At 66.5% G+C, this 14,372-nt stretch carries 17 protein-coding genes; 7 read left to right on the top strand and 10 right to left on the bottom strand.

Annotated features, from left to right (window positions below; translation table 11 throughout):
• Nucleotides 1-121: 121 nt before the first annotated feature.
• The 3 genes from SMD20_RS39665 to SMD20_RS39655 form a co-directional block, all read right to left on the bottom strand.
• Nucleotides 122-1,486 carry a tyrosine-type recombinase/integrase gene (locus SMD20_RS39665; RefSeq protein ID WP_329591109.1) on the bottom strand — a complete coding sequence of 455 codons (1,365 nt, stop codon included), beginning with the start codon at nt 1,484-1,486 and terminating at the stop codon, nt 122-124.
• Nucleotides 1,483-1,674, bottom strand: a complete 192-nt coding sequence (locus SMD20_RS39660) for a helix-turn-helix transcriptional regulator (RefSeq protein WP_329591107.1) — start codon at nt 1,672-1,674, stop codon at nt 1,483-1,485. Before SMD20_RS39660 ends, SMD20_RS39665 begins: the two co-directional genes overlap by 4 nt.
• Nucleotides 1,675-2,168: 494 nt before the next feature.
• Complete coding sequence (locus SMD20_RS39655; RefSeq protein WP_329591105.1) at nt 2,169-2,537, bottom strand: hypothetical protein; 369 nt, start codon at nt 2,535-2,537, stop codon at nt 2,169-2,171.
• A 242-nt stretch (nt 2,538-2,779) separates the two neighbouring features.
• Here SMD20_RS39655 and SMD20_RS39650 point away from each other — a divergent pair, with 242 nt between their 5' ends.
• Entirely contained in the window at nt 2,780-3,382 is a 603-nt protein-coding gene (locus tag SMD20_RS39650; RefSeq protein ID WP_329591103.1) for a hypothetical protein, read from the top strand.
• Nucleotides 3,383-4,073: 691 nt separating this feature from the next.
• Here SMD20_RS39650 and SMD20_RS39645 read toward each other — a convergent pair.
• On the bottom strand, nt 4,074-4,286 hold the full coding sequence (locus SMD20_RS39645) for a DUF397 domain-containing protein (protein WP_329591101.1): 213 nt from the start codon (nt 4,284-4,286) through the stop codon (nt 4,074-4,076).
• Nucleotides 4,277-5,095, bottom strand: coding sequence for a helix-turn-helix domain-containing protein (locus tag SMD20_RS39640; RefSeq protein ID WP_329591099.1), 819 nt, complete (start codon nt 5,093-5,095; stop codon nt 4,277-4,279). The genes SMD20_RS39645 and SMD20_RS39640 overlap by 10 nt, the downstream gene beginning before the upstream one ends.
• A gap of 608 nt (nt 5,096-5,703) precedes the next feature.
• Here SMD20_RS39640 and SMD20_RS39635 point away from each other — a divergent pair.
• On the top strand, nt 5,704-6,192 hold the full coding sequence (locus SMD20_RS39635) for an ATP-binding protein (RefSeq protein WP_329591097.1): 489 nt from the start codon (nt 5,704-5,706) through the stop codon (nt 6,190-6,192).
• A 219-nt stretch (nt 6,193-6,411) separates the two neighbouring features.
• The gene (locus SMD20_RS39630; RefSeq protein ID WP_329591095.1) at nt 6,412-6,717 is read left to right on the top strand and encodes a hypothetical protein; all 306 of its coding nucleotides are present in this window, start codon (nt 6,412-6,414) and stop codon (nt 6,715-6,717) included.
• Between the two features lie 533 nt (nt 6,718-7,250).
• Here the strand turns inward: SMD20_RS39630 and SMD20_RS39625 are convergent.
• From SMD20_RS39625 to SMD20_RS39610, 4 genes are all read right to left on the bottom strand, one after another.
• Entirely contained in the window at nt 7,251-7,499 is a 249-nt protein-coding gene (locus SMD20_RS39625; protein ID WP_329591093.1) for a hypothetical protein, read from the bottom strand.
• Nucleotides 7,500-7,504: 5 nt separating this feature from the next.
• Nucleotides 7,505-7,759, bottom strand: a complete 255-nt coding sequence (locus tag SMD20_RS39620; protein WP_329591091.1) for a helix-turn-helix transcriptional regulator — start codon at nt 7,757-7,759, stop codon at nt 7,505-7,507.
• A gap of 289 nt (nt 7,760-8,048) precedes the next feature.
• Complete coding sequence (locus SMD20_RS39615; protein WP_329591089.1) at nt 8,049-8,954, bottom strand: TRM11 family SAM-dependent methyltransferase; 906 nt, start codon at nt 8,952-8,954, stop codon at nt 8,049-8,051.
• Complete coding sequence (locus SMD20_RS39610) at nt 8,954-9,847, bottom strand: hypothetical protein (RefSeq protein WP_329591087.1); 894 nt, start codon at nt 9,845-9,847, stop codon at nt 8,954-8,956. Before SMD20_RS39610 ends, SMD20_RS39615 begins: the two co-directional genes overlap by 1 nt.
• Before the next feature lie 413 nt (nt 9,848-10,260).
• Here SMD20_RS39610 and SMD20_RS39605 point away from each other — a divergent pair, with 413 nt between their 5' ends.
• Nucleotides 10,261-10,665, top strand: coding sequence for a hypothetical protein (locus tag SMD20_RS39605; protein WP_329591085.1), 405 nt, complete (start codon nt 10,261-10,263; stop codon nt 10,663-10,665).
• A gap of 42 nt (nt 10,666-10,707) precedes the next feature.
• Here SMD20_RS39605 and SMD20_RS39600 read toward each other — a convergent pair whose 3' ends face one another.
• The gene (locus SMD20_RS39600; protein ID WP_329591083.1) at nt 10,708-11,031 is read right to left on the bottom strand and encodes a hypothetical protein; all 324 of its coding nucleotides are present in this window, start codon (nt 11,029-11,031) and stop codon (nt 10,708-10,710) included.
• Here SMD20_RS39600 and SMD20_RS39595 point away from each other — a divergent pair.
• The 3 genes from SMD20_RS39595 to SMD20_RS39585 are packed head-to-tail and all read left to right on the top strand — an operon-like array spanning nt 11,030 to nt 14,347.
• Nucleotides 11,030-11,293 (top strand): hypothetical protein, encoded by a 264-nt coding sequence (locus tag SMD20_RS39595; protein ID WP_329591080.1) that lies wholly within the window; start codon nt 11,030-11,032, stop codon nt 11,291-11,293. The genes SMD20_RS39600 and SMD20_RS39595 overlap by 2 nt on opposite strands.
• Nucleotides 11,286-11,783 (top strand): TraG/VirB4 family ATPase, encoded by a 498-nt coding sequence (locus SMD20_RS39590; RefSeq protein ID WP_329591078.1) that lies wholly within the window; start codon nt 11,286-11,288, stop codon nt 11,781-11,783. Before SMD20_RS39595 ends, SMD20_RS39590 begins: the two co-directional genes overlap by 8 nt.
• A complete protein-coding gene (locus SMD20_RS39585) occupies nt 11,780-14,347 on the top strand; it encodes a type IV secretory system conjugative DNA transfer family protein (RefSeq protein WP_329591077.1) in 2,568 nt (855 codons plus the stop codon). Before SMD20_RS39590 ends, SMD20_RS39585 begins: the two co-directional genes overlap by 4 nt.
• The last annotated feature ends 25 nt before the right edge of the window (nt 14,348-14,372 follow it).

The raw sequence follows: 14,372 nt of genomic DNA, 5'->3' as shown, positions 1-14,372 counted from the left end.
ACAGGTCGAATCTCCCGGGCAGACCGAGCGTGGCGTCCCGTGGTGGGGACGCCGCGACATGACCCGGGCAGGAAGTGAAGCGGCCCCGGTCGGGCCGGGGCCGAAGGCAGATGCATGCGGGCTATTCGTTCAGAGCCTCGTTGATCTTGCTATTGATGTGCTCCTGCTGGCCGTCCATGCATTTCGCGTAAACCCGCAGCAGGACATCCACGCTATGGCCCGCGCGCTTGGCGACTTCGACGGCCGGGACGCCCGCGTTCAACCAAAGCGAAACTGCCGCGTGCCGCAGGTCGTACGGTCGAGCAGCCATAGAAGAGGCGAACTGCGCCGGGGTGAGCGCGAGTTTGCGAGCTTCCTGCCAGACATAGGAATGCGCCGAACTGGAGTAGGTGCCACCGGTACCCGTGTGGAAGACTCTGCCGTCCTCGGCGGTGCCGTACTCGGCGATGTGCTCGCGAAGCATGGCAACCAGGACGGGCGGGATGGGGATCTCTCGTGTTTCCTTGTCCGCGCGGTGCTTCAGGTTGCGCGATTCATGGGTCTCGCCGGAGTTGGTCCAGCGTTTCGTTCCCTGGGGCCGCGCCTTTTCCAGGACAATCAGGCCCCATCCCGCGTCCGGCAACGTGCAGTTGGTCAGCCGCAGGTCCGCTGCTTCCTCCGGCCGGAGCGCGGCGTAGTAGACGCATGCGAACAGGGTTTTGAGCCGAGGACCGCGCTTGCGGCCTACTTTGGGCACTGCGTCGAGGAGTTGCCGTGCTTGGGTGGGGTTGACCACTGTACGGGGATCAACGAGTGTCACAGGCTTGGGCACTCTCCTTTTGATCTTGTCCAGCGGATTGCTGTTGAACAGTCGCTCCTCGACCGCATGCTCCAGCAGGTGATGCAGGATGGCGCGCCTGCGTCGTACCGTGTTGGCTGCCGCCGGTGCGCCCGAGAAGGTGATCGAGATGGCGTCGAGGGCCTTGCGAAGGACCAGTGCTTCTTCCAAGGCCGTCATCGGTAGAGAGGCCCTCTCCAACCAGCCCAAAGCCACGGCTTGTGCCGTTGTCAGGTCGGCCCGCCGCTTCTCCGGGAGCAGCGTGTGGATCCGGAGAACCTCCCTGAGTTCCCCAGCGGTGGGACGGTGCGGCGCGTCGGTAACCAGCTCGGGAACGAGAGACAGCAGTGCGTACGCGTCTGTCTCCCGCGTTCGAGGCGCTGTCGAGTTCCAGCGCCGAAGAAGGTACGCCTGAGCGAACTGCAGGACGGACGGCCCGGAGGATTGCCGCGCGCGCTTCGACACCGGGAGACCGGTGGCGAGGTCGAACTCCTCCCCCACCTTGGTCGCCTGCCGCAAGTCGGATATGAAGGCGTTGGCCAGGCCCTTGGTCCGGAAGCTCTTCGACCTCTCCTTGCCGGCCACTCGCCAGCGGGCGATGTAGGTGGGTGCACTTCTATTGGAGCGCTGCTGGACGTAGCCCACTTTCACGTCGTACGTGGTGCTCACCTCGACTCCCGTCGTGAGTCGAGCCAGGCCATGAGATCGCTCCGCCAGACGCGGAGTTCGAGATTGGGTAGTTGGACGCAGACTGGTGCGCGGCCAAGCTGACGCCAGCGGTAGAAGGTGCGGCGGGACACGCCGCCCAGCTCTTTGAGGACCTGAGGAACGGTCAGCAGCTCGTCATGCCTGGTCATCGACCAACACCCGCGTTTGGAGCGCCGGTACTGACGTGGCCGCTCTCTGCGAGGGCCAGATGAACTACGGCACGTCGCACCTTGCAGTGGACGCGGCGGACACTGTCCAGCTTATCGGTGGTGTTGTCGTGGCACAGGAGCCCGCCCGGGGTGTGGTTTGGGCGGTTCACAATGCCATGTAGGTGAAGGCGTCGACGGGGCTCGCCGGTTCTGCAGATCTGGCTGGCCCCGCAGTCGTCAGTTTCGGCATTCAGCCAGTTGGTCGTCCCAGTAGTGGTGCGGGAATGAGCAAGGTTGTCCAAGATGTACGTCTTTCCTCTCCGGTGATCTGATCTGATCTGGCCTCGGCTCGACAGGTGTCCTGGCGGACGTACGGTCCGACGATCACCGCATGGTGGGTGATTGCCGGCCCGGCTGACGCACGGGCTATGGACGCTCACCTCTGGCCGCGTCGTCAAGTCCAGCGGCTTGGCGCGCTCACGTATCGCGGCAGCTCAGCGTGGGCCGAACCGCCGAGCGGATGAAGCGGGCCAGGGAGCGGTTCTCGGTGGCTTGCGGAAGACGCGCAGACCTTCGTACGCGGCGGCGTAGATCGGCAGTCCACGCGCCCAGCCTTTACATGCTTCGACCAGTTGGAAGAACGACGCACGGTTCCGCAGCTCGCCGCGGCCCAGCCCGCACGGAAGGCACACGATCCGGTCGGTGAGCACCAGCGCGCCGCGCTGGGCTACCTTCTGTACGTGGCTGGGCAGCTCAACCAACTCTCCCCGGTGCCGGTACGGATGAACCGTCACCGCGACCACGCCACTCGGCCGCAATAGCTGGGGTACAGCCAGTCGGATCTGGGCGAACCCATCCAGCATCGGTGAGCCAGGTAGGTGCGGTCGAGCAGATGAGCGGGCCTTTCCCCAAGGCCAGGTAGTTAAGGTTTCTGAGCTGCTGGCAAGAGCGCTGCGAAGATCGGCTCGGCCGAGTAGACGCCTGGTTTGATCTTGCGGATGAGTCGGTTGGCGGCCCAGCGCGATAGCTGCCGACACATCGTGTTTAGAGTGACATCGCCGAGGTGCTGGGCGATGTCACGGGCCTTCCAGGGTCGGTTGGGGTCTTGACGCAGGAGGGCCAGGACCTGTTGTTGTCTGCGGCGGTCGGCCGCGGCCATGGGCCGTTCGTCGCGGGACGCGGCAGGCAGTTTGGGTGGGAGCGGCAGGAGGGTGATGTCGAGGTCGGTGATGGTGCGGCTGTGGTCGAGTCTGCCGTCGTAACCTGGCAGGCTGACCACGTTCAGAAACAGGCTGAGCACGCGACAGGGGGCAGGACCATGCCAAAAGGGTGCCTCATCACCCTGCTCGCCGCCCTGGCCATCGGCGTGCTCAGCCCGTTCGTTCTCGGTTATTTATACGGGGCGTCGGCCGCGAGCCATAACGAAGAAATGGCCGATCTTTTCGCGACGAGATTGTCGCAGGAATGGGGAACCGAACTGCCGCCGGCGGGTGCCGTCAAGGGCTGGCCCGGTGAGATCTCGGTCTTCTCCTCGGCGCGAGAGCCGCAAAGGCTACTCCTGAAGATCGCCGTGGTGACAGCCAAGGAGAACCTCTTCGGCCAGAGCACATTCGTTCGCTGCTACACGCTGGCCTTCGACCGCCTTTCGGCAGGCGCAGTCCGGCACAAGGTCGAGGATCTGCCCGGGTGCCCGTATGAGGAAGGCTGAGTCGAGAGACCCCAGGTTGCGAGGCCGCGGCCGCAGCCTGGGATAGCTGCGCCTGGCGGAGAGTCCATCCTGTGGGGTTCAAAGAGTCGAATCACTCCCAGCGCAGAGCCTGTCGCCCCTGCTGGATAACTCGCGTGGTGCCGGCCGGTTCGTGATCTGATGCCTTCTGTTCCTGATCACGTTCGCGGGAGCAGCCATCGCCTTCGTCTGGCTGCGGGATAGATAGAGGTAGCTGTGTCGATGCAGCCAAGGCCGTGGCCGGAGTTGGCGCCAGAGGTCCCGGCGGCGATACGGACGATCTACCGGGGCAAGCGGCAGGTGCCGTTACCGGTTCGGGTGCGTGATGAATTAGGTGAGGTGTTCGCCGATGACGTGTTCGCAGGAGCCTTTGGCGCCCGCAGCGATACATCAGACCATCGGTCCCACGTGCAGTTGGTCCCGAGAGGCGGGTCCAGCCTTCGCCGTCCGGGATCCGCCCTCGCGATTTCACTCGTGCGCACCTCGCCGGCCACGTGGAACACGGCTCTCTCAACCGCGGCCAGCACCTCAAAGAAGACGTGAGCATAACGGGCCGAGGTGCTATCGACCCTTGGCGGCGTAAGTCAAGACGGTAAGACAGAAGTGGTGGAGCCGTTCACAAAGGCGGCCCTGACCTGCTATTCGGCCTTATCTCTTTCGATGTCGGTAGTGGTCAGAAGTCGAACTCACCCTTCTTGGCGCCGTCGATGAACGCAGCCCATACTTCGGGTCGAACAACAAAGGGGGCCTGGTCAGGCGCTTCCGTGTCACGGATGCCGACACGACCGCCGGACAGTGGTGCGACTTCGATGCAGTCTCCGCCGTTACCAGTCGAGCGTGTCGCTTTGCGCCAGGCCGCCGTCTCCAGTTCGGCCGTCAGGTCCATTTCTCCACCATCTTCCTGATGAACTCGACCGACGCCCTCTGGGGGAGAGCATCCGCCCGGATGGCGTCCAATTTCATGGTAACCATTTCAATCACCTCGGCATGGCTTGTGACGAGCGGTTCCGCGGCGGTCTCCAAGTACACCGTGCGACGGGTGCCGTTGGGAGCTTTCGCGATGACGATACCTCCGCTCAAGCCGGGGTTGGCGCCCAGTGGGCAGATCTGCACGGTGATGTGTGGGACGTGCGTAGCCTGCAGAAGTCGCTCCAACTGCTCGCGCATGACTGCAGGCCCGCCGATGGGCCGGCTGAGTACCCCTTCGTCCAGCACCACCAGATAGCGTGGCGGATGCGTGCGCGAAAGGACCTTCTGCCTGGCCAGGCGAGCAGCTACGAGTGCGTCGATGCGTTCGGGATCGTAACCGTTCTCGCTTTCCAACAGGGATCGGGCGTAGTCGGCTGTCTGCAGCAGCCCGGGAACCACCAGCGGCTGCCAGGTGCTCAGGGACTGGGCTTGCTCCTCTTCCTGGAGCCAGGGGGCGAACCAGACAGGGGCGGTGTCGCGGTGGCGTGACAGCGAGGACCACAGGTCACGCAGGCCAGGCCCGAGTGCCTTCTCGACCTCGGTGAGGAATTGCTCGGTAGGCGGGCGTTTGCCGACCTCTACCGCGCCGATCTGGCTTGATGAGTAACCTGCACGACGTCCGAGCTCGGCTTGGGTGAGCTGCGCCTCCTCGCGCATGCGCCGCAGCTCAGCGCCGAAGGCCGCTGTCCTGCTCTCGTTCGGATCTAGTTGGCGTGCCGCGGGCATGTTCCACCTCCGCATGATTGGTCCCGCATCGGCTACGCATCCCACACTCACGAATGCGACAACCTGTCGGATGAATGGCGGCGAAGACTGCGCCACAACTTACCGCCAAGACACCAAGCTATGGAGAGAACACAGGGAGTCAAGGGGTTCGGAACTCTTCATCCCACAAGTGATCTATCAAACGCCGTGGCGCTTCTGGCCACAAGAACAAAAGCGACAAGAAGGTGTTCTCGCGTGAATTCACATTCGCGTGGTGAGTCGGTGTACATCGGCCTGGGCTTGCGTCGGGCGTGGCACGCCGTCATCCAGACCAAGAAGCTCCACGCCGCCATCAGCCCGGGAGCTTCGGAGCAGGTGGCCTCCGGACCGGCCATCCCGGGGCCGGTCGCCTCAGCGAATCGCCGAGGCTGGCATAACTCTCTAACCATTCCAGGTGCCAGACAGGCTGCGGTCGACGGAACCTGCAGTGCGGCTTTGTCGGCTTGGTGCCAGCCGCCGAGTTCACTTTCCGGGCATGCGAGAGGCCGCCGACCACCACAACGTTTCTCTTCACCTCGTATTGACGTAGATTGCGCGGACGGAGGCTGGGAAGTAGCGAGGCGAATCCGGTGATCTATCCCATGGCTCCCACCACCCGCTTCGAGCAACTCGGTGCCACCCATCTACCGTGCAGCGATCAAGCGCCCTATCTGGCACGTCAGGCGGTGCGCGCATGGCTGGGAATCGAGCATGCCGCTCAGGAGATCGTGACGTTGGCGACCTCGGAACTGGTCACCAACGCTGTGAAGTACACCGACGCCACCGCCGCCGATGACAACTGCAGCCAGATCACGCTCAAGTTGTCTCAGGACAAGTCCGTCCTCCGGTTGGCGGTGACCGATCCCGGTTCACGCTGCTCGACGCCTGCCCGAACCCCGATGCAGGGGCCGAACCTGCACTCCGAGCACGGGCGAGGGCTGGCGATCGTGGACCACCTGTCGCATGGGCGATGGGGAACCTATCGGATGCCCAGGCGTGGATACCGCTGCGTGTGGTGCCACCTGGACCGCGAGCCCACCCCGGAGCAGATGGAGGAACTCTTCCGGCCTCCGATCTAGTCGGCGGACGAGCCTTGCTGCTGACCGCCGGGTTCATTGCCTTCATGCTCCTGGCCCCCACCGCCCTGGCCCGACCAGTGTCCAAGGCGGTGCTTGATCACCTCTTCGGCGTCGTTGCAGTGGTCCTGGGAAAGGCCCGCCTCACTCGGCGTTCTGCCGGCCGCACTCAGCCGCCTCCTAGATGCCGCCGCTGTCCAACCTCCCTGGGAGAGACCGCCCATGTCTGAACCCGTCCCCACCGCCGTGGCCAAGCAGGCCACCATCCACCTCAGCGACCTGCAAACCCTCCTGCAAGAACAGGGCCTGCACGCCCGCATCCTCACCCAGCCTGAGCATTTGCCGCGCCTGCGGGTGATCAATCCGGGCTGCACCGCCCTGTGCGAGGTCATCACGGCCGCACCCGTAGAAGGCGAGTGGAGCTTCTGGTGGTCGTGGGCCGAGCCGATCACCCCGACCAGCGACACGGCCACGGCCGCCGAACGCATCGGCCATGTGCTGACCCCGACCGCCCACCAGCCCGCCTGACCTGTCCCCCGGGTAACCCGCCTGTAGGGCGCACTTCCCGCCCGTCCCGCGACCGGCCGCGGGCAGGAATCGACGCCGAACCAACCCACCCGTTCAGCGTCGTCGGACACATCACACACTCCTGTCAGCCACCGCCACACGTGGCGCTGCGACTGGCAGAGCTCTCACCCGGCCGCCCAGGAGGCCGGGTGAGAGCACTCCTTCTCGAGAGCGCACGGCCGTCATGAGAACGAACTGGACACGCTCTCGAACCGATGGACCGCGAACGTCCCAACTGCAAGGCGTCGTCGCGGTCGTCCACGGATGGCTGGCCGCTGCACCGAGACCGGCCTGCCATCTCGCCGGCGGCGATCACGGTGGTGCCCCCGTCCGCCTGATCGCCGCCCAGGGCGGCCCCTGGATGAGATGACGTCGCAGACGCAGAGCCGTGCGACGCGAGGGGGCCGCCCATCTCCATAGACGTCCGGCAGCAGCGGGCCACCTTCCCAGCCTGTGCTGCTGCCGGACCGAGCCTCTTGGGCAAAGCGCCGCAGTTACGTCCACGGACGAGAGCATCGTCCCCGCCTGCCGTCGGAGTGAGCGGGCAGTTCAAGCTGGTAGCCCCAGGTGCCGTGGGAGGTGCTCCACCGGCTGCCGCCGTCACCGTGGGCGCGGCGCAGTTCGGGGCAGGTCTTGCAGATGTTCTTACCGGTGACGGGGTCGATGCGCGAGCAGATCTTGAACGTGGTGCCCTTGGCAACTCTCGCCGCCTTCACCGCTGTCCGTTCCGCATCTTCGGCCATTGTGGTTATCCTTCCCGTCCTGATGGGCTGTTGTAGCCATCCGGGGTGATGGGGTCGAGCAGCGCCCGCAGTCCGCGCACCGGCACCGCGTACCGTCCGCCGATCCTGAGCACCCGGCACGGGAACTCGCCCGCCTTGGCTAGACGATATGCCTTGGTGCGGCCGATGCCGAGCAGCCGTCCGGCTGTCAACAGGCTGACCACTTCTGGCTGTTCATTGGCCTCGGTCGCCTGGGATTGGGTTGGGGTTGTGCTGGTCATGCATCACCTCCATGAGCGTTGATGAACAAGGCCGTTCGGGATGCGCGGCCGGTGCGGCTGTGGTGGACGCTGCGCCACCGGCCCGGCACCGCCCGCGGGTGTGGGGGATGTGACCGCCGTTCATGGAGCGGGCGGTCACAGCCCCGGCCCGTGGTTTCGGTGCGGGGGTGGGGCGTGGCGGCGGTATGAACGCCCACCTTCGGCCCGCGTCAAGCGAAAGCTGCAGGTCTACCCACGCACCCCTGTTCGTGGCCCGGATCCGGGCCACGAACAGAGGGCTCGTCACCGGCTACTCCAACTCGCGGCCGTCCCGAAGGTCATCCCCGTGGCGGGAGCCGGGCTCGTGCGGCGGCGCGGAAGGCTTGCGGAAGACCAGTAGGTCCTCATGAGCGACGGCGTGGATGGGCAGGCCGCGCGCCCACGCCTTGCGCGCCTCATACAGCTGGAAGAACGACGCCCGGTTCAGCAGGTGGCCCTGGCCCAGCCCGCACAGCAGACACACAATCCGGTCCGCGAACGCCAGGCCCGCTTCCTTCGCCACCTGGTGGATGTGACCAGGCAAATCGACCAGCTCACCGCGCGCCCGATATGGCCGCACCGTGATCGCCGCCACCCCGCCAGGACACAGGAGCTCCATGCATCCGGCCAGGATGCGACCGAATCCCTCCAGCAATGCCGGGAGCTGCTGATGGGCGAGGTTGCCGCGGTCGGTCGAGTAGTGATGGTTCCACTTGCGCACACCCGGCTCGCCGGTGTCGCGGGTGGAGCGGATGTGTCCGTGGGTGTGTGCGCCGTACGGCGGGGAGGTCAGCACCAGCGCCGCTCGCCCGGTCAGATCCGGCAACAGCCGGGTGATGTTGCGGGCATCCCCGGCCACCACCCGACAGAAGCCGGACGCCCCCTGCTTCTTGGCAAGACCGAGGTTCGCGACGGCCAGGCGCGCCCATATCTCCTCGTACTCCACGCCCACGGCGTGCCTGCCCAGATGGGCGGCTTCGACCAGGGTGGTGCCGATCCCGCACATCGGGTCGACCACCAGCTCGCCCGGCCGGGTGTAGGAGGCGATCACTCGGGCGGCGATCGAGGGGAGCATCTTGCCCGGATGCCGCATCGACTCCGGCACATACCGGCCGCGTCGCTGCACGCGCGAGGGCTGCTGCCCAGTGGCCCATACCGACGTCGTCACCTCGGCCATTAACGCCCACCTCCTACCTGGGCAACGGCCCCGGCAGCAATCGGCGAGGCAGCAGCATCCGAAGGTGTCGTTTCTGAGTTTTGAGGCGCAGAAAGCCCCTTTGGCCGAGTAAACAGCAGCACGTCCGAGTGCACCCGAGCACTGGCCGGCAATCCAGCACAGGCCGGGAGTTCCTGCAGCGCGCGCAGGCCACGACGCAGGGGGTCCGGTTCGATGCGCTCGCCACGAGCGGGGTGGCGCAGGGCGATGATGTGCTGCAGGTATGCCAGCCCCGCCTCGCGGGCCTGAACGATGATCTCCGGCAGCGGATCGACTACGCCGCCTTGCCGCTGCAGGCCGGCCACCACTGCCAGATGTCCGTCTGGCTTCACCAGTCTCGCCGCCGCCGTGATGCTGTGCATCTTGGCCGCATCCGGCGAGCTTGGCCGGCCGAGGTGTCGGCCCGGCCGGTCGCAGGTCTGCTCCATCACCACCAGCCCCACCCTGCCGACGAGGTCGGCATACGGCGTCTCGTCGTCATCGAGGTCGGTGATGCGCAGGTCGGTGACCTCCAAGTCGTGGGCGGGATGGGTATGCGCGAGCCGGGTCCAGATCACGCCCGCGCGGGCGGCGTCGGTAAAAACAGCCACGGGCAGGCAGCCCGCCGTCAACGCGGCCGTGACCAGTTGGTGGTCGGTGGCGCCGAGATGGACCACCGTGTCGCCCAGCTGAGTACACACCGCGACGAGGTGGCGGGCCAGCGGGCCGTTGACCGGATGACAACAGCCCCCCGTGCAGGCAGAAACCAATTCGGTGTCGGCTGCCGCCAGCCACACGGTCAGCGGCAAATGCCCCTCGATGGCCGGTGTGGAGGTAATGGAGGTGCCAGGCGAAGAGGTGATGGGTTCGGTCATGCGGGTGTGGCCCGAGTACCGGGTCAGCGATCCCTGTCACTGATCCAAATACCGGTCCAGGAGCCTGAGTCGGGACAGGCCGTCAAGCAAAAGTTCGGCAATGCCTGCCGCTACCGTCCGGCTCCGCGGTGTTCTTGGTTCGGTCTTCTCTGCGAGCCCATGGCCAAAGCACCAAACGAGCCGGATATCGAGGGTCGGCCCGTACGCGTGGGTTGGACGTACCCTGCCACCGCCAGACGACCCGCCTCGCGCCGCACACGTTTTCGCAGGTCACAGTATTCTCGTGCACACGTCGTACGTGCTTCGGACAGCATCCGTCACCCGGCTTCATCTCCCCTGGCCACCGCTTCCGCGCAGCATCGGCCTACGCTGAGAAGACACGGACCCGGCCGTGTCAGCGGGAGGTGGCTCGCATGAACAGCCGGAAGGACGAGCTGGCCCAACGCCGCTTCGCCAAGCTCGTCGACCAGCTCAAAGCGATGATGACCGCCAACCTCAGACCGGAGTACCGCGGGTTCTGCGGCCAGCTCATCCTCAACCGCGACGTTGTGACGGAACTAGGAGAGCTCGCGGACCTCCGACGGGCCGCACGAGCAGCCGGTCGCCAGCTCGGCTGGCGTGTACGCACTCATGTAGCCAACAACGGGACCCTCGTCATCATCGACGACCGTGACCCTCCCCAGGAGATCCGCGAACTGGCAGGCCGTCACGCGGCCGAGGCCGTCTCGGCCGTCATCTCCCGAGCCCGGGCGGAGGCCCGCATGCTCCGCACCAGCCAGCCCATCACCCGACCGATCAACCCCGCCGAAGACTCCTGACCTACTGCACGGCAGCTCGCCTGCCGCGATGCGCCCCAACGCCTAAACCCAGGTGCGGTCTTCGGTTCGCGTCCGGTCCACCCCGTTGAAGCAATCTTGACGCGACAGTTTTGGCCATAGCTCGTTCTCGCAGGTCAGGCAGCTTTCCCCATCCAGCATCGTGGGATGCGACTTCGTGTCAACCGGCAGGCACAGACGCCATTTCTCGACGTTTTCCCAGGTCATCCTTAGTTCAGACGTGTCATCCAAAGCTGACGTGATCTTTACCCTGTCCGATGTCTGATCATTTCCCGTCCGGTTTTTGCCCAGACCCACTGGCGGGATAGCGACGTCCGAACCGAACACATCTTTCGGGAGCGTCGCCATGTCTCACCCTTCGGCCCGCCTGTCTGCAGACATCGCCAGCCCGATCATCAACAGCCTGTCGTCGTCCGCCCTCGTCCTCGAAACCTCAGACCAGAAGCGCAACGACCTCGACCACGGGCCCGGACTGGCCAGTGCGCTGCCGCTCGACGTGGCCGAGCACGCCTTCCACCTGCTCATGCGCGGCCCGGACCCGCTATCGGTCGACGGCGCGGCAGGTCGCCAACCCGCACAACCGCAGAAAACGCCTTGTCGTCGTGGATGAGGCCTGGCTGCTGATGAAGGAGCCCGAGGGAGCACGGTTCCTGTTTCGGATGGCCAAGGCCGCACGCAAGCACTGGGCCGGGCTCGCCGTCGTCACCCAGGACGCCGCCGACCTGCTTGGCTCCGAGCTCGGGCAGGCCATCGTGGCCAACGCGGCCAACCAGATCCTCCTGCGCCAGGCGCCGCAGGCCATCGGCGCGGTCGGGGACGCCTTCGACCTGACCGACGGCGAGCGTCAGTTCCTGCTCACTGCCGAACGCGGCGAGGCACTCCTGGTCGCCGGCCCCGCCAGTCGAGCCGCCTTCCACGTCATCGCCTCGCCTCGGGAGATCGAGCTGATCACCACCGACCCCGCCCAGCTGATCCGACTCGACCAGCACGATCAACACGGCCAGTTCCAGGCTCAGGCGGCGCAACCACCCAGCTCGCCTGGCTTGCCCGAGATCGGCACCGCTGACCAGGACGACGACGGCGAGAGCGACCCGCTGTGACCGTCATCCCGTCAGCTCACCAGGATGAGCCGTGCCGACTGTGCAGCATCGACGACCACGACGTCCAGAATGCGCTCGACTTCCTCGCCGAGCTTCCTGGGCGCCTGCCCGAACTCGCCCTCGCTTACGGCCCACGCCTCGCCTTGGCTCTCGCCGTCGTCTGGTCCCTGGCCGGCGCTGTACGACACCTGTGCGGCTGGCTCCGCCACATCGACATGACGCCCGAGGCCCGACTCATCGAGATTTCCAGCCCGCCCCGCAGTGACCCCGAGGGCGCCGTGGTGCTGTGGCGCCAGCTCGTCGGCCTGCTCCGACCCGCCTGGAAGCGCCTGCTCACCGGACAACCGCACCTGGTGTGGGAGTACTACGGAAGCGAGGCGGGGGTGCGCATCCGGCTATGGGTGCCCGGCCTCATCCCGCCCGGGATCGTGGAGAAGGCCGTCCAAGCTGCCTGGCCAGGCTCGACCACGACCACAAGCGCCGCCACCCCGCCCTTCCACAAGAACTCCAAGGTTGCGGGCGGGCGGCTCGTCCTAGCCGCTCCGGAGCACTTTCCGCTCAGAACGGACCACGACCACGATCCGGTCCGATCGCTGCTGGAGGCCATGAGCGGACTGCGCGAGGGCGAGCACGCCGTCGTCCAGATCCTGGCCCGGCCCACCACCGGCCGGCGTCTGCGCCACGCCTATCGAGCAGCAGCCTCTTTGCGCGGAGGGGGCAGCCGCAATCACTTCGGCCGCCTCTTCGATGAGGTTCTGCCCCTGCCCACCCATGCTCGCGACCACCGCCCCGGTGACCTCGCCCGCGACTTTCCCGAACGCACCGAGCAGGTGCGCGCGATCCTGGCCAAAGCCGGTCAGCCTCGGTACGAGGTGGCCATTCGCTACGCCGTCGCCGCCGACCGTGAACCCGCTGCAGCCCCGCAACCCTACGATGTCCGAGCCGGTACCACGACGCCTCCGGAGCTGGTCCGCGGATGGCTGCGAGGTCAAGCACACACCCTGGCCGGCGTCTTCGCCCTCTTCTCCGGCAGCCACCAGTACCTGCGCCGAGTCCGCCTATGGCACCCCCGTCGCGTGGTCGCCTCGCGTCGTCTCGACGGCGGCTATCTGTTGTCCGTTGCTGAGTTGGCCGCGCTCGCCCACCTGCCGTGGGACATGGACGCCCCCGGCATCACTCGCGCGGGAGCCCGTCCCATCGCCCCGTCCTCGGCCGTACCGCGCACGACACCGGGAGGGACGGCCCGCATCCTGGGGGACGCCGACAGCGGCCCACGGCGGCCCGTCGCGTTGCCCGTAGCCGACGCCCGTCACCACACCCATGTGCTCGGCGGCACCGGTGTCGGCAAATCCACCCTGCTGGCCAACCTCGTCCTGGCCGACGCCCACGCAGGGCGAGGCGCCCTGGTCATCGATCCCAAGGGCGACCTGGTCACGGACATCCTCAACCGGCTCCCCAAGCGAGCCATCGGCAGAACCGTGGTGTTCGACCCGCAAGACGACGCGCCGCCGCCGTCGATCAACATCCTCGCCGGGCACGACCCCACCTTCGCCGTCGACTCCGTCGTCACCATCTTCCACCGCTGCTTCTCCACAGCCTGGGGACCACGCGTGGATGACCTGCTCCGCTCCACCTGCCTCACCCTGACCAGCGTTCTCGGACGCAAGGCAACCCTGGCCGACGTACCGAGGTTGCTCACCGACCAGGCGTTCCGCGCGCAGATCACCGGCCGCCTGGACGACAGCCTGCTGGGCGGGTTCTGGGACTCGTATGAAGCCCTGACCCCAGCCGGGCAGGCCACGGTCATCGGTCCGGTGATGAACAAACTCCGGGCCGTCCTGCTCCGCCCCTTCGTCCGGCAGGCACTGGCCAGCCCAGACACCACCGTCCCCATCGGCCGGCTCCTTGACCAGGGTGGGCTGGTCCTCGCGCGACTCCCGAAGGGCATCCTCGGAGATGACGCCGCCCGGCTGTTCGGCTCCATCCTGCTCGCTCACACCTGGCAAGCCACCACCCGCCGCTCCACACTCGCCGAAACCGCCCGGCCCGACGCCTCGCTCGTCATCGACGAGTGCCATAACTTCCTGAACCTGCCCGGCCACATCAACGACGTACTCGCCGAAGCACGCGGCTACCGCCTGTCCCTGGTCCTGGCCCATCAACACCTCGATCAGCTACCAGCCGACCTGCGCGAAGCCCTGTCAGCCGACGCCCGCAACAAGGTCTACTTCGCCACCTCGCCCAAAGACGCAGGCGACCTCAAGCACCACACCGCGCCCCTGATCAACCCGCACGACCTCACTCACCTCGGCGCCTACCAAGCCGCCACCCGCCTCATCGTGAACGGCCAGCAAACCCCCGCGTTCACGCTGCGCACCCGGCCCTTGCCCACCGCCGTTGAGGGCCGCGAAGCCGAGATTCGGCAGGCGTCCCGTGAGCAGTTCACACAGCCCGGCACCGCGCCCAAGCTCCCCATCCGCAGGGCACGCCAGGTCAGTGTTGATCTGGATGTGCGGCCCCGCCTCCAAGGCCAGCCCACAGCTCGTGACGAGCAGCTCGGCTAACCCCACCCAAGCCCGCCGCTCGCCC

This window comes from Nonomuraea sp. LP-02 (genome assembly GCF_036289125.1).
GTDB classification, from domain to species: domain Bacteria; phylum Actinomycetota; class Actinomycetes; order Streptosporangiales; family Streptosporangiaceae; genus Nonomuraea; species Nonomuraea bangladeshensis.
Note: the sequence above shows the minus strand (reverse complement) of the source record. Positions and strands in the feature narration are given on the sequence as shown.

What these genes read in the sequence shown, in the direction of transcription:
- SMD20_RS39645 (WP_329591101.1), bottom strand. Translation starts at nt 4,286, where the DNA reads ATGGACCTGACGGCCGAACTGGAGACGGCGGCCTGGCGCAAAGCGACA.
- SMD20_RS39595 (WP_329591080.1), top strand. Translation starts at nt 11,030, where the DNA reads ATGTCTCACCCTTCGGCCCGCCTGTCTGCAGACATCGCCAGCCCGATC.
- SMD20_RS39600 (WP_329591083.1), bottom strand. Translation starts at nt 11,031, where the DNA reads ATGGCGACGCTCCCGAAAGATGTGTTCGGTTCGGACGTCGCTATCCCG.
- SMD20_RS39625 (WP_329591093.1), bottom strand. Translation starts at nt 7,499, where the DNA reads ATGGCCGAAGATGCGGAACGGACAGCGGTGAAGGCGGCGAGAGTTGCC.
- SMD20_RS39615 (WP_329591089.1), bottom strand. Translation starts at nt 8,954, where the DNA reads ATGGCCGAGGTGACGACGTCGGTATGGGCCACTGGGCAGCAGCCCTCG.
- SMD20_RS39605 (WP_329591085.1), top strand. Translation starts at nt 10,261, where the DNA reads ATGAACAGCCGGAAGGACGAGCTGGCCCAACGCCGCTTCGCCAAGCTC.
- SMD20_RS39655 (WP_329591105.1), bottom strand. Translation starts at nt 2,537, where the DNA reads ATGCTGGATGGGTTCGCCCAGATCCGACTGGCTGTACCCCAGCTATTG.
- SMD20_RS39640 (WP_329591099.1), bottom strand. Translation starts at nt 5,095, where the DNA reads ATGCCCGCGGCACGCCAACTAGATCCGAACGAGAGCAGGACAGCGGCC.
- SMD20_RS39620 (WP_329591091.1), bottom strand. Translation starts at nt 7,759, where the DNA reads ATGACCAGCACAACCCCAACCCAATCCCAGGCGACCGAGGCCAATGAA.
- SMD20_RS39610 (WP_329591087.1), bottom strand. Translation starts at nt 9,847, where the DNA reads ATGACCGAACCCATCACCTCTTCGCCTGGCACCTCCATTACCTCCACA.
- SMD20_RS39630 (WP_329591095.1), top strand. Translation starts at nt 6,412, where the DNA reads ATGTCTGAACCCGTCCCCACCGCCGTGGCCAAGCAGGCCACCATCCAC.
- SMD20_RS39660 (WP_329591107.1), bottom strand. Translation starts at nt 1,674, where the DNA reads ATGACCAGGCATGACGAGCTGCTGACCGTTCCTCAGGTCCTCAAAGAG.